16 protein-coding genes are annotated in these 19,245 nt (G+C 56.5%); 6 read left to right on the forward strand and 10 right to left on the reverse strand.

Going from position 1 to position 19,245, the window contains the following annotated elements; all coding sequences use genetic code 11:
- Positions 1 to 167 precede the first annotated feature (167 nt).
- The 4 genes from GOX21_RS08030 to GOX21_RS08045 all read left to right on the forward strand — a co-directional run bounded on the left by GOX21_RS08030 (position 168) and on the right by GOX21_RS08045 (position 5,067).
- Positions 168 to 1,373 carry a YcaO-like family protein gene (locus GOX21_RS08030; RefSeq protein WP_170376824.1) on the forward strand — a complete coding sequence of 402 codons (1,206 nt, stop codon included), beginning with the start codon at positions 168 to 170 and terminating at the stop codon, positions 1,371 to 1,373.
- Positions 1,370 to 2,680, forward strand: a complete 1,311-nt coding sequence (locus GOX21_RS08035; RefSeq protein WP_170376826.1) for a TfuA-like protein — start codon at positions 1,370 to 1,372, stop codon at positions 2,678 to 2,680. The genes GOX21_RS08030 and GOX21_RS08035 overlap by 4 nt, the downstream gene beginning before the upstream one ends.
- Before the next feature lie 44 nt (positions 2,681 to 2,724).
- Entirely contained in the window at positions 2,725 to 4,020 is a 1,296-nt protein-coding gene (locus tag GOX21_RS08040) for a hypothetical protein (RefSeq protein ID WP_170376828.1), read from the forward strand.
- A gap of 153 nt (positions 4,021 to 4,173) precedes the next feature.
- Positions 4,174 to 5,067 carry a hypothetical protein gene (locus GOX21_RS08045; protein WP_170376830.1) on the forward strand — a complete coding sequence of 298 codons (894 nt, stop codon included), beginning with the start codon at positions 4,174 to 4,176 and terminating at the stop codon, positions 5,065 to 5,067.
- Between the two features lie 71 nt (positions 5,068 to 5,138).
- On the opposite strand, the gene GOX21_RS08050 is transcribed toward GOX21_RS08045, so the two are convergent.
- The gene (locus GOX21_RS08050) at positions 5,139 to 6,857 is read right to left on the reverse strand and encodes an adenylate/guanylate cyclase domain-containing protein (protein WP_254428490.1); all 1,719 of its coding nucleotides are present in this window, start codon (positions 6,855 to 6,857) and stop codon (positions 5,139 to 5,141) included.
- Positions 6,858 to 7,000: 143 nt separating this feature from the next.
- Positions 7,001 to 7,645, reverse strand: a complete 645-nt coding sequence (locus GOX21_RS08055; RefSeq protein ID WP_170350067.1) for a GNAT family N-acetyltransferase — start codon at positions 7,643 to 7,645, stop codon at positions 7,001 to 7,003.
- Between the two features lie 288 nt (positions 7,646 to 7,933).
- Here GOX21_RS08055 and GOX21_RS08060 point away from each other — a divergent pair, with 288 nt between their 5' ends.
- Positions 7,934 to 8,776: a fumarylacetoacetate hydrolase family protein gene (locus GOX21_RS08060; protein WP_170376832.1), complete on the forward strand. Its 843-nt coding sequence runs from the start codon at positions 7,934 to 7,936 to the stop codon at positions 8,774 to 8,776.
- A 6-nt stretch (positions 8,777 to 8,782) separates the two neighbouring features.
- Here the strand turns inward: GOX21_RS08060 and phnY are convergent, their stop codons facing one another.
- Complete coding sequence (gene phnY, locus GOX21_RS08065; protein WP_170376834.1) at positions 8,783 to 10,231, reverse strand: phosphonoacetaldehyde dehydrogenase; 1,449 nt, start codon at positions 10,229 to 10,231, stop codon at positions 8,783 to 8,785.
- 231 nt (positions 10,232 to 10,462) lie between these two features.
- Here phnY and GOX21_RS08070 point away from each other — a divergent pair, with 231 nt between their 5' ends.
- A complete protein-coding gene (locus GOX21_RS08070) occupies positions 10,463 to 11,137 on the forward strand; it encodes a GntR family transcriptional regulator (protein ID WP_170350064.1) in 675 nt (224 codons plus the stop codon).
- A 6-nt stretch (positions 11,138 to 11,143) separates the two neighbouring features.
- Here GOX21_RS08070 and GOX21_RS08075 read toward each other — a convergent pair whose 3' ends face one another.
- The 7 genes from GOX21_RS08075 to GOX21_RS08105 form a co-directional block, all read right to left on the reverse strand.
- On the reverse strand, positions 11,144 to 12,100 hold the full coding sequence (locus GOX21_RS08075; RefSeq protein ID WP_170376836.1) for an ABC transporter ATP-binding protein: 957 nt from the start codon (positions 12,098 to 12,100) through the stop codon (positions 11,144 to 11,146).
- On the reverse strand, positions 12,097 to 13,074 hold the full coding sequence (locus tag GOX21_RS08080; protein ID WP_170350062.1) for an ABC transporter ATP-binding protein: 978 nt from the start codon (positions 13,072 to 13,074) through the stop codon (positions 12,097 to 12,099). The genes GOX21_RS08075 and GOX21_RS08080 overlap by 4 nt, the downstream gene beginning before the upstream one ends.
- 4 nt (positions 13,075 to 13,078) lie before the next feature.
- Entirely contained in the window at positions 13,079 to 13,981 is a 903-nt protein-coding gene (locus tag GOX21_RS08085; protein ID WP_170350061.1) for an ABC transporter permease subunit, read from the reverse strand.
- On the reverse strand, positions 13,981 to 14,988 hold the full coding sequence (locus GOX21_RS08090; protein WP_170376837.1) for an ABC transporter permease subunit: 1,008 nt from the start codon (positions 14,986 to 14,988) through the stop codon (positions 13,981 to 13,983). Before GOX21_RS08090 ends, GOX21_RS08085 begins: the two co-directional genes overlap by 1 nt.
- Positions 14,988 to 16,082, reverse strand: a complete 1,095-nt coding sequence (locus tag GOX21_RS08095) for a M24 family metallopeptidase (RefSeq protein ID WP_170376839.1) — start codon at positions 16,080 to 16,082, stop codon at positions 14,988 to 14,990. The genes GOX21_RS08090 and GOX21_RS08095 overlap by 1 nt, the downstream gene beginning before the upstream one ends.
- 69 nt (positions 16,083 to 16,151) lie before the next feature.
- Complete coding sequence (locus tag GOX21_RS08100) at positions 16,152 to 17,735, reverse strand: ABC transporter substrate-binding protein (RefSeq protein WP_170350058.1); 1,584 nt, start codon at positions 17,733 to 17,735, stop codon at positions 16,152 to 16,154.
- Positions 17,736 to 18,038: 303 nt separating this feature from the next.
- On the reverse strand, positions 18,039 to 18,959 hold the full coding sequence (locus GOX21_RS08105; protein ID WP_170350057.1) for a LysR family transcriptional regulator: 921 nt from the start codon (positions 18,957 to 18,959) through the stop codon (positions 18,039 to 18,041).
- Positions 18,960 to 19,245: the final 286 nt, after the last annotated feature.

Genomic DNA, 19,245 nt, shown 5'->3' on the forward strand with positions numbered 1-19,245 from the left:
TACGACATACTGGACACACGGCCTGACAATATTACGAGACAGCTCCCGAAAGGTCCAAAGGCCGCAACGGTTGACCGATAGGGTATGATCCATCATCCTGCCCCGTAACGGACTGGCCCGGCGCAATTATTTTACGTTGAGCGAAAATTTCAAATAAGGCTCTCAACATGCCCGATGGATCGCAGAAGCAATATGTGCTGGACACGCATCGGCTGCGCGATCCTGAACACACTCTGCAAATTGTTAATCCTCATCTAAAGGACATGGGCATCACCCGGATTGCAAATCTGACCGGCCTGGACCGGATCGGATTGCCCACGGTGATGGTTGCCCGACCAAATTCCAGGTCGGTTGCGGTATCACTGGGCAAAGGGTTGTCACTGCGCGCAGCCGAAGCATCAGGCGTCATGGAGGCGATTGAATCCTGGCATGCTGAACGGGTGCATTTGCCTCAGCGTCTGGCCAGATATGCCGAATTGGTCCAGAACGCGACCGTTGTTGAAGTGGCGGAACTGCCGCGCGTGACCGGCGGGCATTTCGACCCGCATGCCAACATGCTGTGGGTTTTGGGTCGTGATCTGGGCACGGACAACGCATGCTGGGTCCCACTTGAGATGGTCGATACCGACTATACCACCGCGCCGGTTGGCGGTCAGGCTGCCTTTCCTCGCACGACCAACGGTCTGGCGTCGGGAAACAACGTGGCCGAGGCCAGCTGTCACGCCATCTGCGAGTTGATCGAACGGGACGCCACAACATTGTGGCATCACCGTGCGAGCGCCCCCCGCCTTGATACAGACACTGTGGATGACCCGCGCTGTAGTCAGGCCATCGAAATGATTGCCACCGCCGGGCTTGAGATCGGGTTGTGGAACACGACTTCAGATATAGGAATTGCCAGTTTCCGCTGTGTGATTTGCGAAGGCGGCGGACAGCCCGGCCATATCGGTATTGGTGATGGTTGCCACCCAGACCGTGCGATCGCCTTGCTGCGGGCCCTGACCGAGGCGGCACAGACGCGACTTACCTATATCTCTGGCGCGCGGGATGATCTGGATCCAGTGGAATTCACCGATCAGGCCAAGATGGATCGGGGGTGCTATGTGCGTGACCTAATTGATAGTACCGCAGCGGATCAAAGATTTGACGATTGTCCGTCTCATGTGACCGGGTCCTTTGACGAAGACCTGGAATTGCTGCTGCAACGGCTTGCCGCCGTGGGCATTTCACAGGTGGTGACGGTTGATCTGTCGCGGCCTGAAATTGATATCGCCGTGATCCGGGCTGTGATCCCCGGGCTTGAGGCTCCGCATGACGATCCAGATTACGTGCCCGGCCCCCGGGCACAGCGCATAGTGGATGGTTTGGCATGACGGCAGTTGTTTTTGTGGGACCTACCCTGACGTCTGACGCAGTGGCCGAACATCTGGATGCGACCATTCTGCCACCCGTTCGACAAGGCGACGTCTATCGCGTCGCGCGCGAAAAACCGACCGCAATCGGGATCATAGACGGATTTTTCGAAGGAGTTCCATCGGTATGGCACAAGGAAATCCTATGGGCGATCGAACAGGGTATTCCGGTCTTTGGCAGCGCCAGCATGGGCGCGTTGCGCGCGGCCGAGCTGGCTGATTTCGGAATGATCGGGGTTGGTCAGATCTTTCAGGACTATTACACCGATGTCCTGCAGGATGACGATGAGGTTGCCGTGCTACACAGCCCGGCCGAACTGGGGTTCCAACCTCTCAGCGAGCCGATGGTGTCGATCCGCGCAACTGTGGAGCAAGCGCAGGCTGAGGGTGTCCTGCCTACGGACACGGCGTCTGAGATGCTACATCTCGCCAAGGTCATGCACTATCGCCAGCGAATTTGGGCGGATATTATCTCTGCCGTGCAGGACTTGCCAGGAGTGGACGGTTTCGCGGATTGGCTGCCGACGGGTCGGGTCGACGCCAAGGCGGTTGACGCATACGCCATGCTGACCCGCATGTCGGACCACTTGAATGGTACACCTTTGCCCGCGACCGAGGTGACACGTACCGAACCAACCCTGATGTGGAAAGCTTTATGCGCAAGGGTAGATGGCGGTGAGCCGAAAGCTGATCGCGCCATTGTCGACGAATTGCGTCTGAACCCTGACTTATACGCGCAATTGAAAGATCGCGCCGCGTTGGCGCTGCTGTCGCGCGAAGATGCCTCTAGACGGGATCGTACCCCTGCACGCGCTGATCTGGTCCGGAAGATGGACGATCATAGGGCGGCAACAGGCTTGTCACGGCGGTCTGACCTGATGGCGTGGATTGAGGCGAACGATCTGAACCCCGAAAGCTATGAGGCTATGCTGGCAGACGCTGCGCGGATCGACGCCGCCGTTGCATCCCGCGCGAGCTATTTGGACACACAACTGCTGTCAGAATTGCGTCGCACGGGTCAATACACCCAGTTGCGGGATCGGGCCGCCAGCAAGGGACAGAACGCCATTCCGGCGGGCTCATCCGGAGTGGATCGTTTGCGGGTGCTGATGTGGTATTTTGAATCTCGTCTTGACCAAGAGGTGCCTGATGATCTTGACTCCTACGCAGTGGCGCTTGGTTTGGCCGGGCGCGACGCGTTTTATGACCTGATAGAAGCCGAGTTTTTATACTGCCATAAAAGTGCCGACACCGGAGCCGCCGAATAGCAGGTCACCGGAATTTACCGGGCACAACACGGGAGGGCATTCTTGTGAACTACCCCGAACAGATCGAAGACGAAGAACCCGGCACCCGATTCCTGCTGTACCCACAGTCGCCCTTTCTTGAGCCTGACGCCCCGCTGGAACTGGTCGAAATCTCTGCCCCTCAGGGTAGTGTTGGCCCGGGACCGTCTGGGCCGCGCATGTACACGGTAAACCCGGTGGGCAAAACCACGCCTTATGGGGCGATTGTACCGGGGCCGAACGGGCCCGGCATGTACCTGCCCCCTTGGGATGGCTATATCCAACCGCCCGCCATGCCGGATGAATTCGGAAATTTCATCCATATCGATCCTACCGACCCCTCCTTCGAAGCAGCGCATCTTTATGGTTCGGCCCATTTCACCATGGATGTTTGGCAGGGGTATTTCGACCGTCCGATCCCATGGCACTTTGCCCGCGACTTCGAACGTCTGGAACTGTCACTTCTGCCCAGCCTCGACAATGCGCATATCGGTTGGGGTTTTCTGGAAACTGGCGGCACCCATGAACACGGAGATGAATACCGTCCCTACAGCCTGAATTTCGACGTGGTCGCGCATGAAATCGGCCATGCCATTATCTATAGTGTGATCGGGATGCCGTCGGATGGAGATGCTTCAGGCGAGTATTACGGGTTTCATGAATCTGCCGCCGATCTGGTGGCCTTGTTGGCGTCACTGCATTTCGGTTCGGTGGTGGACACGTTACTCGAAAACACCCGGGGTAATCTCTATACTTTCAACCGTCTCAGCCGATTTGCAGAACTGTCGGACAACGCACAAATCCGGATCGCCGCCAATGACCGCTCTTTGTCGGAATTCGCTGCCGGTTGGTCCAGCGAGCATGCCCTGTCGGAACCCCTGACCGGCGCGATGTTTGATGTCTTTGTCGATATCTATCACGAGAGGTTGCTGATACACGGCCTGATCTCAGCCGAAGAGGAAAACCTGTCAGATCAACTGGAAGGCACACCCGAGTACAGCCGGGTGATGCAGGGAGTTTTTGACAAACGATACGCCCTAAACCCCGAAGGGTTCCGCATCGCCCTGATTGAGGCGCGCGATTATCTGGGCACCTATCTGGCCGACGCATGGGAGAGGCTGGACGCAGATATGCTGAGCTATTTTGGAGTGGAAAAGGCGCTCTTGGCCGTCGACCAAGAGATTACCGGTGGCGCCTTCCGCCGTATCATCGAAGGCAATTTCCGCATGCGCGATATCGGCCTGACAACGGCCGGTCCTCGCATGCCGGACCCCGATGAAGACAGTCATTCCCATTCAGTTCGCACGCAGGTGCCGGGTTAGCGCCTAAAATCCTTTATTTTTAAACGGTTTTATGGCATGCAATCTTGGGGTGATTATTGGAATGTATTTGCTCGAATTATTTGTTCGAGTCTAATTTAAAGGGGGGAGATGAGGGTTCAGACTCCGTCGATCCCATAGTTGGGAGAAAATGAGATGTCCGAATCTTTGCTCAGTTTTTCAGAAGTGTTGTTGTTTGGCCGTTTGTTGAATGATCTGAAGGTCGCAGCTTCGAAGAATGTGACGCCGGCTAAAACCGTAAAGCTTGTTGCGAAGAAAAAGGTCAAAGTGAACAAGACTTTGTCCGTCGCGGATGACACTATCGACGGTGAAGAAGTTGCAAATAACGACAAGGTTCTGATTACCGGAAATCGCCCCAAAAAGAACGGTATCTACACGGTTAAAGTAACGAGCCCTAACTATACACTAGAGAGTCAGACACGGGTGAAAGAGGGCGCTCTTGTTAAGGTCACCGATGGGGATAAATACGCAGACAGCTATTGGGAACAGACTTTGCCCACGCCGACTGGCTTCAATAAGCAAGAGTTTGTATTCCGTAAGGAACTTTCAGAAAAACTTGGAGCCAATCAGCAGCTCAAAGATCAATATGGCGATGACGCCAGATTGGCGCGTATCTATGGGTTCTCTTACGAGGGCACCTATTATGAGTTGCCGGAGCCCACTATTTTCCTGGTTCACGGTAAAGGTGAAAGCCCAACTGAAGGTAACAAACCCGGTAACCTTGCGTCCAGAGCCCCGAGTGATCCAACCCTCTCTGGCGTTGCCTCAGCTGATTATCAGATCGCCAATGACATTAAGGTTTGGGACTATGACAAGGCCGATTACACCGTCCGGATGGATGTAATGACTGGTCAGTTTGAACAGGTTCTGCTGGACATCTATTTCGGCTTCGACAGCCCAGCAATCAGCGGCGCACGCGTAAGTGGTGCTAGGGTTAGCGGCGCACGCGTGAGCGGAGCCAGAGTCAGCGGCGCACGCGTGAGTGGTGCCAGAGTCAGTGGCGCACGTGCACGGGGTTCAGAAGACTGACGCGGAATCGAACCCAAGGTTCACATCACTAAAGATTGCGACAGGTCCTGGTTCAACAGGGCCTGTCTTCTTTAGAAACCTGCCTTTTTCAAGCCCCCAACAAAATGTTGCGTGTCTTCTTCCAACTTGTCCGGCTGCACTGTTTCCCAACGTGCCAGTGAAAAATTAGGATGCGCGACACGGTGCTTATCCGCGATCTGACGCGCAATGTCGGTTTCACCTAGTTGTGCATAGCTTGCTGCCAGCAAACGTTGCCCTTCTGTAGGGTTGTTCATCTTGTTTACGGCGTCGATGGCGTCTTGATACTGCCTGAGATTGAAATAAGCCCCACCCAGATGCCATAAGTATTGGTCCGGGAAGTATGGATTCAACCGCATCGCCTGCTGCAGATGAGTGATTGCCGTTTCGTTGTCACCGTAGTGAGCCAGCGCGTCGGCATAATCTGAATGCATATCGGCGTCGTTGGGATTCAATGCCAACGCCCGCCTATACGACTGTAGGGCCGCATCATGTTCCTTGCGGTATAGGTGGACATACCCCAATTCACCAAAACCGCGCGCGTCCGTGGGATCCAGTTCAATCGCCCGCTGTGCGAAAGTCAGCGCCTGATCCAGTGCTTGCGTAGGATCTTCGGACCAGGAATAGCGCCAGTCGATATTCAGCGTTCGTGACAGGGCAGCCGCAGCGCGGGCATAACCCCCATCCCGGTCAAGCGCACTCTGATAGAAGTTTTGCGCCTTCCGGTTGTCATTCCTGGTGTATTTGAAGATGTGATACTGGCCCTGCAAAACAGAGCCATAAGCCTCGAGGTCGGATGGGACCGACTGGATCATCCGCTGCTTTTCATGCGACTCGATCATCACCGCGGTTGCGGCCACGATGCACTCGGTCACCTCATCCAGAATGTCGAAAATATCGTCGATATTACGATCAAACCGCTCACCCCAGATGGTGCGTTCGGTTGAGGCATCGATCAGTTCCGCCGTGATCCGAATGCGGCTGGCCGAGCGACGCACGCTGCCCCGCGCGATATACCGCACGTTGAGCTTTTGCGCGGCCTCTTTCGGTGGCATCCCCTGCGTCTTGAAGAAAAAGGACGAATTCCGCGCGATTACGAACAGATTGCGGAACTTGGACAGGTTCATGATGATGTCGTCGGTCAACCCTTCCGCAATCCAGCTGTCGGATTCGTCACCGCCATTACTGCTGAAGGGCAAAACCGCCACCGAGGGCGTATCGGGACGTTCCAGAATATTCCCGGGCATATCCGGTCGCATCGTTCCGGCCATTGTGGCGCCAGCGACTTCGCTGCGGACACAATAGGTCGAGACAGGCGCAAGGATGTTCTTCAGGTGTTGCGGACCGAGAAATTCATAGCCATAGCGCAGCCGGTTACAGACCTGATCATAAACGGCGGAACTGACGTAAACCCTTTCTGGTTCAGCAATTTCCTGAAGACGCGCCGCGATATTCACATTGTCGCCATGAATGCCGCGATCGTCGATCAGGATTTCGCCCAGATGGACGCCCGCGCGAAAGTTGATTCGTTGATTTTCGGCGCGATCCTGATTGTGCTGGCTGGCAATGCGGTGCAGTTCGACGCCGAACTCCACGGCACTGGTGGCAGTTTCGAACAAAGCCAGAATACCATCGCCGCGCACCTCGACCACCCGGCCCTGAAAACGGGCGCAGGTCTCTTCAAGATGAGAAATCAACGATTTCAATGCGTTATAGGTGTCCAGCTCGTTCTCACTCATCAGGCGGGAATACCCGACGACATCGGCAAACAAGACTGCACCCAGCTTCTGCGTTATGGAAGAGTTTGGACTCTTGGTGTTCACATTCATAACTCGTATTAGGGGCTGCGTTCGAACCCTATGGTCACCTTATAGCAAAATGTGCCTCTGCGCTTGCAGAGCAATTGCACACCCCGTTAGTCACACTTATCAACCTGTGGTGGCCAAGACCAGCTTGGGCACCCGTTCTCTCCGAAAGTCACAACTGTTTCTGAGCTAATGCTTTTTGCCAGGGTCGGACGAGTATTCATCCAATCCTGACGGAGAAGTCCAACAACAATCATGTCATGAAACGTTCCGTCTGCATACCAGGCTTGCCGCATGGTACCTTCGACCTGACATCCCAGTCTTTCCACAAGGTCGCGGCTGATATGATTATCCTGCCTGTAATACGAGGTCAGCCTGTTCAAACCCAGTTGACGGAATGCAAAATCCGCCACCAGTGCCGTCGCTCTGATGGCAAGGCCCAAACGCCGAACCGATTTTTCGACAAACATGGCGATGACCGCGTCCCGGTTTACCGGGGAAATCGCCTCGAGCCCAACAATCCCCACCACTTGTCCGCTATTGGAGACGACAACGAACCAGCACTTTCCGCTGCCGCCTGACGCGCTAAATGCATCGCGCCAGACGTCTTCGGTTTGCGCAAGGTTGAACGGAATCCGCGATGTACGATCAAATCGGCCGAGGTCCTCGATATCCTGAAACCAGGGTGTGATTACCTCCAGATCTGCTTTTTCAAGTGGGCGCAGTTTGAATACGCTGTCGGACTTGTCTGACAATGGACCAACTACCTTTAACTAATATCAGAAAATATACACCCCAGAGCCTAACATACATAGGCAGCAAATACGAAATGAGAAAAAAGCGGCCCGGCGATTATATACCTATGGTTGCGAAGATCAGACCCCGACGTGCCGAAGATCAACATGCCCTTGGTCGCACGACCCTGAAGTATGCACCGCTCCGGTTTGTCTATTGCACGCCCAAGGCGGCGGTGATTTGGTCACATCGAACAGCTTATTGCCGTCGTCGGCGGCTGGACCAACTGAGTTGAAAGGGAACAGGATATGAAGCTGTTACGCTATGGGCCGGTTGGCGCGGAAAAGCCCGGTATTCTGGATGAGGCCGGTAAAATCCGCGATCTGTCGGGGATTGTTGACGATGTAACTGGTGCGATGCTTGGCGATGAAAGCATGGCGCGGCTGCGTGGGCTCGACCTTGGAACATTGCCTGTCGTCGACGGTGATCCGCGGATTGGGGCGTGTGTCGGGAATGTTGGTAAATTCGCCTGCATCGGCCTGAACTATGCCGATCACGCAGCCGAAAGCGGTCTGGACCTGCCCGACGAGCCGGTGGTTTTCTTCAAGGCGACCTCTGCCATCGTAGGTCCGAATGACACTGTCGAAATCCCGCGCGGTTCGGTCAAGACCGATTGGGAGGTTGAACTGGGCGTCGTCATCGGCAAGCACACCAAATATATTTCCGAGGCCGAGGCGCTTGACCACGTAGCCGGATATTGTGTGATCAACGATTTGTCCGAACGGGATTTTCAACTCCACCGCTCGGGCCAGTGGGTCAAAGGTAAATCGGCCGACACGTTCGGCCCGATCGGACCCTGGCTGGTCACCCGGGACGAGATCGCCGATCCACAGAATCTGCAGATGTATCTTGAGGTGAACGGGCATCGCTATCAGGATGGTTCGACCAATACGATGCATTTCAGTGTGGCCACAGTCATTTCGCACCTGTCGCAGTTCATGTCACTGCAGCCGGGGGATGTGATTTCAACCGGAACACCACCGGGTGTGGGTATGGGACGGACCCCTCAGATCTATCTGAAACCCGGTGACAAGATGGAACTGGGCGTCCAAGGGCTGGGCGTACAACGACAGGACGTGGTGCAGGGCTGAACACCCTTACTCTGGCCAGGGCAAGGAGTAGGTCTTGACGTTGGTGAAGAATTTCATCGCCTCGATGACCCCTTCTTTGACCCCGTTGCCGCTGTCCTTGATGCCCCCAAAAGGCGACATTTCGATCCGGTACCCGGGCTGTTCCCAGATATTGCAGGTTCCGACATTCAGACCATTGATATAGGCAATCGCGCGGTTCAGATCGTTGGTGCAGACGCCCGAGGACAGGCCAAACGCAGTTCCGTTTGAGATTTCCATGACCTTGGCGTCATCATCCGGCACGCGGACGATGGGTATGATGGGACCGAAGGTTTCCTCCATCACCAGCTCGCTGGTGTGGGGAACCTTGTCGACGACAATCGGCGGCAAAAGCGCGCCCTGACGACCGGGGTGATAGAGAATCACCGCGCCCTCACCTTCAGCCATGTAAACACGTTTTTCGAACAGTTCCGCAGCCTCGGAATGGATCACGCAGCCCAGTTGCGTTTCAGGATCCTGCGGATCGCCAAAGCGAATGGCCTTGGCCTTTTCCAGAACCAACGGCACAAATCTATCCGCCACGCTGTCCTGTACGAGAATACGTTTGATTGCCGTGCATCGCTGCCCGGAATTGCCAGTGGCCCCGGCCACGGCGATGGCTGCGGCCCGGTCCAGATCGGCCTCGCTCAGATCGTTCAAGACGATCAGGGGATCGTTGCCGCCCAACTCTAGCGCTTGCCGTTTAAACCCCGCTTTTTCAGCAATCATTTTGCCCACCGGCACCCCACCCGTGAAGGTGATGATGTCGATGTTTTCATTGGTGACCATCTCATCACCAATGTCCTGTGGCCAGCCAGTGACCACCTGGAACATCTCGGGCGGCAACCCTGCCTCGTACAGGATGTCAGCCAGTGTCAGCGCTGTCAGCGGGGTCAATTCGGTCGGTTTGCAGACCATGCAATTGTTGGTGGCAATCGACGGGGCAACCTTGTGGCTGACCATGTTCAGGGGGTGGTTGAAGGGCGTGATCGCGCTGATGGCTTTGACCGGTTCGCGTTTAGTGAAAATCTTCCGCTGCTTGCCATTATGGGTCAGATCGCACGAGAACACCTCACCATCATCCTTCAGCGCTTCGGCTGCGGCGAACTGAAATACATCCTGCGCCCGCTTGGTTTCGTAAATCGCATGCTGGTGGCAGATGCCAAGTTCCAGCGTCAGCCACTTCGCCAGATCGTCGCGTTTTTCACCGATCAATTCACCTGCGCGCTGCAGAATCTGGCTGCGTTCGTACCGGGTAAGCTTGGGGGTATAACTTGCAGCGACCTCAAAAGCCTTGCGTGCGTGTTCGGCGGTGCCTGCTGGCACCGTGCCAATAACCTCGTTGGTATAGGGGTAGTGAACGGGAACCGTAGCCTCGGTAAAAACGATCTGCCCCCCGATGCGCATGCCTTCGTTGCGAATGTCGGATGTATTCATGATCCCGTCCATTTTTCTTAAGCGCCGCTTTTGTTTCATAGATAAATACGTCAATTATCCTGTAATTCGTCTCGTACCGTCAGAACGCCATTTTCGTACCAGAGAAATCCCTGCTCATGGTCCGTCAGAATCCGTGCGACACCTAATTGTTATCCTTAATGCAAAGGGCTTGGAAATTGTTCAGGCATTTTGTATTTTGGATACAAGTTTCCAGTACCCGAGACGAAGTGAATGCCCAGAACGCGTGCGATCCCCCGACAAAGCCTGCCCGACGTCATCACCAACGATCTGCGCGAGCGGATTCTGAGCGGTGAAATCGCCGAAGGTGAAACCATTCGTCAAGAGGCACTGGCTGAGGATTACGACGTCTCGCGCATGCCGATCCGCGAGGCGCTGAAACGGCTGGATGCCGAGGGCCTCGTGCAGCTAACCAACAACCGAGGTGCTGCGGTCACATCGCATTCCCTGTCCGAAATCGGAGAGATTTTCGACCTGCGGGTCTTGCTTGAGGTGGATCTTTTCAAACGCGCCATTCAGCAGATGACTGCCGCCGATTTCAACGAATGCGATCGGATTCTGGATGCGATGGAAAAGTCCTATGATGCATATGATGTGGGCCGCTGGGGCAGCTTGAACAATGAATATCACATGGCGCTTTACGCCGCTGCCGGTCGCGGGCTGAGCAACGAAATCCTTCAGCGGGTAAACGTGCAGTCCGACCGCTATGTTCGCATGCATCTGAGTGTCATGGAGCAACGCGAACCCGCCAAGAAAGACCACCGCGAGCTATTGTCGCTGGCCCGTGCGGGTCGGGTCGATGACGCCTGTGACCTGCTGACCCGGCATATCCAGCGCACCAAGGAACAATTGCTAGCCATGATTACGGCGACGCGTAAAACCGAATAAGCGGGTTTAGTCCAACGGGTGCAGGCAAGCGACCTGATGCCTGTCTCCGCTCAGCTCGGGCGGTGCGGCGCGGCATTCTTCGGTGGCCAGCCAGCACCGCTGCGCAAAGGCACAGCCCTTGGGAATATTCATCGGGGACGGCAATTCACCTTCCAGCTTGATCCGCTCTTTCCGGGCCTCAGGGTCAGCGCGGGGGGTAGTTGACAGCAGTGCCTTGGAATAGGGATGTCGAGGCGCGGCGAACAGCAGCTCTTTTGGGGCTTTTTCAACCGCGCGGCCCAAATACATGACGATCACATCATCTGCGAAATGTTTTACCACCGACAAGTCGTGCGAAATGAACAGATAGGCAAGGTTCAAACGCTCCTGCAACTCGACCAGCAGGTTCAGAATCTGCGATTGGATCGACACGTCCAGCGCCGAGACCGGTTCGTCCAACACCAGTACTTTGGGGTTCAGCATCAGCGCGCGGGCAATGGCGATGCGCTGGCGCTGCCCGCCTGAGAACATGTGCGGATAGCGGTCGTAGTGCTCGGGGCGCAAGCCGACAAGGTCTATCATCTCACGCGCACGGGCCTCGCGGTCGGCGGCGGACATGTCGGGGCGGTTGATGATCAGCGGTTCCTGCAGGATCTGCCCGATCCGCTGACGCGGGTTGAGCGAACCATAGGGGTCTTGAAACACGATCTGCACCGTCTCGCGCATTTGCGCCCATTTCGACGGGGTAATATCGACCCCATCAATGGTCAAGCTGCCCGAGGTCGGTTCTTCGATCATCGTTACCACGCGCGCCAGCGTGGATTTTCCGCAGCCGGATTCTCCGACAATCGCCAGTGTTTTGCCGGGTTGCAGGTCAAAATCCACACCTGACAGCGCCTTGACCGTTGCCGGTTTCGACAGCAATCCGCCTTTGACAGAATAGAATCTGGCCAATGCGCTGGCCTGAACGATGGGGGCGGTCATGCCAGTTCTCCGGCGGTTATCTTTTCAACATAGTGGCAACGGGCCTTGCCGAAATCCGCGCTGTGCGGGGTTGGCGGCAGAGATCGGCAGAGGTCGTCCGCATATTGGCATCTGGGACTGAACAGGCAGCCTTTGGGCCGGTCGAACTGACCGGGCACGACACCAGGAATAGTCGGCAACAGTTTCGAGGTCGCCCGTTCTGGCAACGCGCTCAGCAAGGCAGCCGTATAGGGGTGGCGCGGGGTGCGGAACAAGTCCTTGACTGGCTGCTCCTCGACCTTTTGACCGGCATATTGCACCTGAACCCGTTCAGCGGTTTCAGCGACCACACCCATATCGTGCGTGATCAGTACCAGCCCCATCCCTTGTTCGTCCCGCAGCCGAACCAACAGGTCCAAAATTTGCGCCTGAATGGTCACGTCCAGCGCTGTTGTCGGCTCATCCGCGATCAGCAGCTTGGGATTGCAGGCAATGGCCATGGCGATCATGACACGCTGGTTCATCCCGCCCGACATCTGGTGCGGAAAAGTGTTCAGGCGGCTTTCGGGGGCCGGGATACCGACCTGATCAAACAGCTCGATGGCGCGCTGGTGGCGATCCCTGCGATTCAGGCCGAGGTGAATCCGCAAGGCTTCCTTGATCTGGAAGCCGACTGTGAAACAGGGGTTCAGTGACGACATCGGCTCTTGAAAGATCATGGCGATGTCTTTGCCGATGATCTTACGGCGGTCACGAGCCGAAATTTTGGTGAGGTCGATGCCTTCAAAACTCAGTTGATCGGCCGTGATCGTAGCCGTCCATGGCAGCAGGCCCATCAACGCCAGCATCGACACGGATTTACCCGAGCCGCTTTCGCCGACGATGGCCATAAGCTCACCCTTGTCGACGGACAGATCGACGCCATCCACGGCGCGAAATTTCCCCGAAGCGGTGGCGAACTCGACGGTGAGGTTTCGGATGTCCAACAGGCTCATGTCGTCAGCTCCGCTTTAGTTTCGGGTCCAGCGCGTCGCGCAGACCGTCGCCCATCAGGTTGATGGCCAGCACGGTGACCAGGATGGCCAGGCCGGGGAATGTCACAACCCACCATGCACGCAGAATGAACTCTCGCGCTTCGGCCAGCATGGTGCCCCATTCTGGCGTGGGCGGCTGCGCGCCCATGCCTAAGAAGCCAAGGGCTGCGGCGTCCAGAATGGCGGTCGAGAAGGACAGCGCCGCCTGCACGATGATCGGGGCCAGGCAATTGGGCAGCACGGTCTTAAACATCAGCCGCGCTTTGCTGGCACCGGCCACGCGGGCCGAGGTGACATAATCCTTCTGCCGTTCAGACAAGACCGAGGCACGGGTCAGACGCACGTAGTGCGGCTGAAAAACGATGGCGATGGCGATCATGGCGTTGGTCAGCGAGGGCCCGAGTATGGCGACCAGAACCAATGCCAGCAATAGCGACGGGAAGGACAGAATGATATCCATCACCCGCATGATCATCGTATCAACCCATTTGGGTGCAAAGCCGGACAACAGACCAATGATCACACCGCCTGTCACGGCCACACAGACCACAACGATGCCGACAAAGAAGGAATAGCGGGATCCCATGATCAGGCGCGACAGCATATCCCGGCCCAGTGGGTCAGTGCCCAGCGGAAAGGCCCAGCTGCCACCCTCTTGCCACGCCGGGGGCTGCAGGATGTGATTGCGGAACTGTTCCGTCGGATCGTAAGGCGCCAGCAGCGGAGCGAATGCGGCGCACAAGACAAACGCGGCAAAAACCCAAAGCCCCATGACCGCGCCGCGGTTTTCGCTGAAGTAATACCAGAACTCGCGCAATGCGCTGGGGCGGTCTTCGGTTTTGGGTGGGGTTGCGGATAGTTCAGCCATCACCGCCTCCGGATTTTGGGGTTGATGATGCCGTAGAGGACATCGACCAGCAGGTTCACCAGCATGACGATCACCGCGATCATCAACAGGCCACCCTGGACCACCGGATAGTCACGGCGGAAAATGCTATCGACCATCCACTTGCCGATACCCGGCCAGCTAAAGATCGTCTCGGTCAGGATCGCCCCGGCAAGCAAGGTACCGACCGATAGGCCGATCACAGTAATCACAGGGATCAACGCATTCCGTAGCGCATGCAGCCCGTTGATCCGTGTCGGCGCAAGACCCTTAGCCCGGGCAGTGCGGATGTAATCCTCGCCCAAAACCTCAAGCATGGCCGAGCGTGTCTGACGTGCAATCACCGCCAGCGGGATGGTGCCCAGTACGATCGTCGGCAGGATCAGGTGCCGGACGGCCGAACCAAACGCCCCCGCCTGGCCTGACAACAGACTGTCGATCAGCATGAAACCGGTGACACTGGGGAAATAATACAGCAGGTCAATCCGACCCGAGACTGGCGTCCAGCCCAGATTGCCAGAGAACACGATGATCAGCAGCAGCGCCCACCAGAAGATCGGCATCGAATACCCGACCAAGGCTGACGACATCAGCGCCCGGTCGAAAAACTTGCCCCGGTTAACCGCCGCGATCACGCCGGCAGGCAATCCCAGTGCCACCGCAAAGATCATTGCACAAAGCGACAGCTCCAGCGTGGCAGGGAACAAGGCGAAGAACTCATCCCAGACCGGCTTTTTGGTGACAAAGCTCTCGCCCAGATCGCCATGCAGGACGCCGACAAGGTAATCCCAGTATTGTTGCAGGACCGGTTTGTCGAAGCCCAGCTTCTCGACCATCTCCTGATAGCGTTCCTCGGTCATGCCACGTTCGCCAGCCATGACGATGATGGGATCACCGGGCAGGACCCGGATGAACATGAAGGAAATCAGCGTCACGCCCAGAAATGTCGGAACGAACATGCCAAGGCGTGTGAGTAAGTAGCCAAACATCAGCGACCTATGATTGTGAGATCTTTGGGAAAGCGGGTCAGCGACCGGCAGCCATCCCGTGTAACAAGCACGTCATCTTCTATGCGAACGCCGAAATTGTCCAGATCATAAAGGCCCGGTTCGTTGGTCCAAACCATTCCGGGCAAGATTTTCTGGTCATTCCCGCGCATGATATACGGTGCTTCGTGGACGTCCCGGCCCAGACCATGTCCGGTCTTGGTGCGGATGCGGTCGGCAAAAGGCGAGGCCTCAAGCACGCTGATGACCGCGTCGTCGATATCGTGCGCGGTCACGTCGGGGCGGCAGGCCTCGAAACCGGCGAGATTGGCGCGCAGGACTGTATCGTAGACCGCCCTGCCCTCGTCCGAGACCTCTTTGACGAAAAAGGTCCGGGTAATATCGGCGGCAAAACCGTGTTTGCGGGCACCGAAATCGAACAACAGCGCGTCGCCAGGTTTGATCCTGTAATCCGCTCGCGCCTTGCCATGCGGTTGAGCCGAGTTATCGCCCGCGGCGACAATCGGCGCAAAAGCCAAGGCGGCAGCGCCTTCGGCAAACAACGCCTGGATCAGGGCCTGTTCGATCTGAACCTCGGTCTGACCGATACGCACATTTTCGATGACGCGCGCCAGCGCTCGCTCCGAGATATCAATTGCCGCCTGTAGCGCCGCGATGTCCTCATCGGTCTTGATGATACGCAGACCGGAAATCTCACGCTCGCCGTCTACAATGCGCAAGTTGGGCATCGCGCGGGTCAGCGCCTTTGATACGAAAACCCGCATCACCTGACCTTCGACCGCCAGTGACGACAGAGGCATATGCGCGGCCAGCGCGGCAAAGGCTTCGTCATAGCCTGCTTGATCGCGCCAGTCAAAGACAGCGCCGTCAAACCCGACCAGCGCCCATGACCCCAGCTCAAGATTTGGCACAATCGCGGCCGGGGCACCTTCGGCTGGGATCACAACCACGAAAGGCCGTTCGTGGCTCATGAAGGGTTTTCCCAAAGCGCGGGTGAAATTCGGGCCAGGCACCAGCGCCACGGCGTCTACTGACATGTCCTTTGCCAGTTGACGGTACTCGGACAAATCCGGCATTCGCGCCGACCTCCAGAAATAGAAAACCGGAGCCGCCAATTTGGGCGGCTCCGGTCAGTGAGTGGTGATTTATTCGACGCTCACGCCATAGAAGATGTGGCCACCCAGCGGGTGCACCTTGTAGCCCTGCACCTTATTGCTCATCGGCATGTAAACGACCGAGTGTGCGATGGTGGCCCATGGCGCCTGCTCTTTGAAGACGACCTGAGCATCCTCATACAGCTTGGTGCGTTCAGCCTGATCGGTGGTTTGCTTGGCTTTCAGGATCAGATCTTCGAACGGTTCGTGGCACCATTGTGCACGGTTCGATGCTTCGCGACCGTCACAGCCCAGAAGTACGGCCAGGAAGTTGTCTGGATCGCCGTTGTCACCGGTCCAGCCCAGCAGAACGGCGCCATCGCGGTTCAGTTCTTTCGAGCGCGACAGATACTCGCCCCATTCATAGGACACGATCTCAACATCCACACCGACCTTAGCAAAATCCGCCTGGATCAACTCCGCCATGCGGCGTGCGTTCGGGTTGTACGGACGCTGTACCGGCATCGCCCAGATCTTCATCGACAGATCGGAAACACCTTCGGCTTCCAGCATCGCCTTGGCCGCTTCGGGGTCATAGGCATCGTCGGTGATGGCGTCGTTATAGCCCCACATGGTCGGCGGGATCGGGTTCTTGGCCACCTGGCCCGAGCCCTGGAACACAACGTCGATGATGGCGTTCTTGTCGATCGCCATGTTCAACGCCTTGCGGACGTTCGGATTGTCGAACGGCTCCATAGTGGTGTTATACGCCAGATAACCGACGTTTAGGCCTTCCTGCTCCATCATGTTGATGTCGCCGTCATCCTTCATCGCCTGAATGTCAGCCGGGTTCGGATACGGCATGATGTGGCATTCGCCGGCCTTCAGCTTTTGGTACCGAACCGAAGCGTCTGGAGTGATCGCAAAGATCAGGTTTTCCACGTCCGCCGGGTCTTTCCAGTAGTCGGCATTCTGCGCATAGCGGATCACGGCGTCTTTCTGATAGGCCACGAACGAGAACGGACCAGTGCCGATGGGCGCGGTGTTCAGCTTTTCAGGTGTACCTGCCGCCATCATCGCATCGGCATATTCAGCCGACAGGATCGAGGCGAAATCCATCGCCATGTTGGCCACAAACGGCGCTTCGGGCTTGGTCAGAGTGAATTTGACCGTATAGTCATCGACCTTTTCGATGGACTCGACCAGATCTGGCATGCCCATACCTTGGAAGTATTCCCAGGTGCCGCCGGACACCTGATTGAACGGGTGACCTTCGTCCTTCTGACGCATGAACGAGAAGATCACGTCATCGGCGTTAAAGTCACGGGTCGGGGTGAATTCGTCGTTGGAATGGAACTTGACGCCCTGACGCAGTTTGAACGTGTACTCCAGACCGTCATCGCTGGCTTCGACGCTTTCGGCCAGACCGGGAATGACGTTGGTCGTTCCGGTTTCGAATTCCAGCAGGCGGTTGTAGATCGGGTGCGAAGACGCATCAAAAGTCGTCCCGGCGGTGAACAGGGCCGGATCGAACCCTTCGGGCGATCCTTCAGAGCAATACACCAGAGTGTTTGCCTGTGCCGCGGCAGCCGACAAGGCGATCGCAGCAGTTGCGGCCATCAATTTCAGTTTCATGTGGGTCTCCCAGAAATGAATTTATTCAGACATTCGCGTTGCTCTTTGTGGTCAGAGCATTCCTAGACGACTCGTGTCATCGCGATATCTCTGCCCAATGTATCCAAAATACAAAATCCATTGTCAACTGACTTGCACACGCTAATTTGAGCAACCCGTTAACAAGGCGGATACCCCCACACGTTCGGCCTTTTGGGTCGTTCGGGCAAGAGGATAATCACCATGACCTAACGGCCCATGTCTTGCTACGTGACAGCGTGACGGTCGCCATCGCAGGTCAAGATACAAGAGATCAGTTGACGGTCAGTGTGAAAAAGTGGGCGTAACCCCGACAGGTGGCCGTTCATTGATATAGGCACCGATACGGTCCAATAGCGGTCGGCGGGGACACCCCGGACGCGTTGCAGCGCCCAGGTTTCGCAGATTGCCGGGGCCTTCGAACGGGACAAAGCACAAAGGCCACTTGTCCCGTTTGAACTGTTCCGCCGCCAATGCCGAGACGATGGTGCAATCATCCGAGTGGCAGATATGGCGGCAGATCGTCTCGAACCGAAGCGCACTTAGATCAAACCGCTTGCTGGCCCGGTTCGAGGGGTCTGATTCAGGCAACCGGTCTTCCAGTTCATAGCCAAAACTATGGGGAAGCCGGATAAAATCATGCACCGGCACATCTTCTGGCGCGATAGATGGCAACATGCACAGCGGGTGGCCCTCGCGTACGGCCAGAAACAGGGGTTCAGACCAGATCGAGGTGAAATCCAGCGCTTCGCTGTTGTTGACCTTTGCCACCAGGGCGACGTCCAGCGTGTGATCTTCAACCATTTGCAACATGTTCTGTGGCAGATCTTCAACCATGGTGACACGCATGTTGGGAAAAAGCGCGCTGAACAGCTCGGAAAAATACTGCGTCAGATAGGGGGCCAGTGTCGGGGTCATACCGATATTGAAAGGCACTGCCTCGGGGTTTCGAAACTGAGTCGCGGTATCTCGGATGTTCTGGGCGTCTTTCAGGATGCGCTCGGCAATGGCGATCACGCGATTGCCACAAGCAGTGGGGCGCACTTCGCTATTCAGGCGCAGGAACAGATCCGTTCCCAATTCCTGTTCCAGCTTCTTTACCTGATTAGACAAAGCGGGCTGCGAGACATTGCAGGCCACAGCCGCCTGACTGAACTGGCCGTGTCTGGCAATGGCAAGCACATATTCCAGGTCTCTGAAGTTCATGGTTTTGAGTCCGTGATCCGTTTCCGATCCCGCTGGGGATGCCCTTTACATACGCCAACCGGCGCGCCGCTGCAGGAAATCGGCATCACAATCACTGACAAAACCGTCAATCCGCGCCATTGAATAGAAGGGCACTGCGGAGACATGCCACGTAACCAATTGAAAAGAAACGAGGCACGGTGGCCAGATATCACGCCATCCGTGACTATTTGCATTGGTTATACCGCCAATTCGAAGGATGAATTTTAGCTGCGCCGTGGAGGTGACTACCCCTTTGCTACGTGGA

This window comes from Ruegeria atlantica, assembly GCF_013032005.1.
In the GTDB taxonomy this organism is placed as follows: Bacteria; Pseudomonadota; Alphaproteobacteria; order Rhodobacterales; family Rhodobacteraceae; genus Ruegeria; species Ruegeria atlantica_A.

What these genes read in the sequence shown, in the direction of transcription:
- GOX21_RS08075 (WP_170376836.1), bottom strand. Translation starts at nt 12,100, where the DNA reads ATGACCGCCCCCATCGTTCAGGCCAGCGCATTGGCCAGATTCTATTCT.
- GOX21_RS08090 (WP_170376837.1), bottom strand. Translation starts at nt 14,988, where the DNA reads ATGTTTGGCTACTTACTCACACGCCTTGGCATGTTCGTTCCGACATTT.
- GOX21_RS08060 (WP_170376832.1), top strand. Translation starts at nt 7,934, where the DNA reads ATGAAGCTGTTACGCTATGGGCCGGTTGGCGCGGAAAAGCCCGGTATT.
- GOX21_RS08105 (WP_170350057.1), bottom strand. Translation starts at nt 18,959, where the DNA reads ATGAACTTCAGAGACCTGGAATATGTGCTTGCCATTGCCAGACACGGC.
- GOX21_RS08045 (WP_170376830.1), top strand. Translation starts at nt 4,174, where the DNA reads ATGTCCGAATCTTTGCTCAGTTTTTCAGAAGTGTTGTTGTTTGGCCGT.
- GOX21_RS08080 (WP_170350062.1), bottom strand. Translation starts at nt 13,074, where the DNA reads ATGAGCCTGTTGGACATCCGAAACCTCACCGTCGAGTTCGCCACCGCT.
- GOX21_RS08095 (WP_170376839.1), bottom strand. Translation starts at nt 16,082, where the DNA reads ATGCCGGATTTGTCCGAGTACCGTCAACTGGCAAAGGACATGTCAGTA.
- phnY (WP_170376834.1), bottom strand. Translation starts at nt 10,231, where the DNA reads ATGAATACATCCGACATTCGCAACGAAGGCATGCGCATCGGGGGGCAG.
- GOX21_RS08030 (WP_170376824.1), top strand. Translation starts at nt 168, where the DNA reads ATGCCCGATGGATCGCAGAAGCAATATGTGCTGGACACGCATCGGCTG.
- GOX21_RS08085 (WP_170350061.1), bottom strand. Translation starts at nt 13,981, where the DNA reads ATGGCTGAACTATCCGCAACCCCACCCAAAACCGAAGACCGCCCCAGC.
- GOX21_RS08070 (WP_170350064.1), top strand. Translation starts at nt 10,463, where the DNA reads ATGCCCAGAACGCGTGCGATCCCCCGACAAAGCCTGCCCGACGTCATC.
- GOX21_RS08100 (WP_170350058.1), bottom strand. Translation starts at nt 17,735, where the DNA reads ATGAAACTGAAATTGATGGCCGCAACTGCTGCGATCGCCTTGTCGGCT.
- GOX21_RS08035 (WP_170376826.1), top strand. Translation starts at nt 1,370, where the DNA reads ATGACGGCAGTTGTTTTTGTGGGACCTACCCTGACGTCTGACGCAGTG.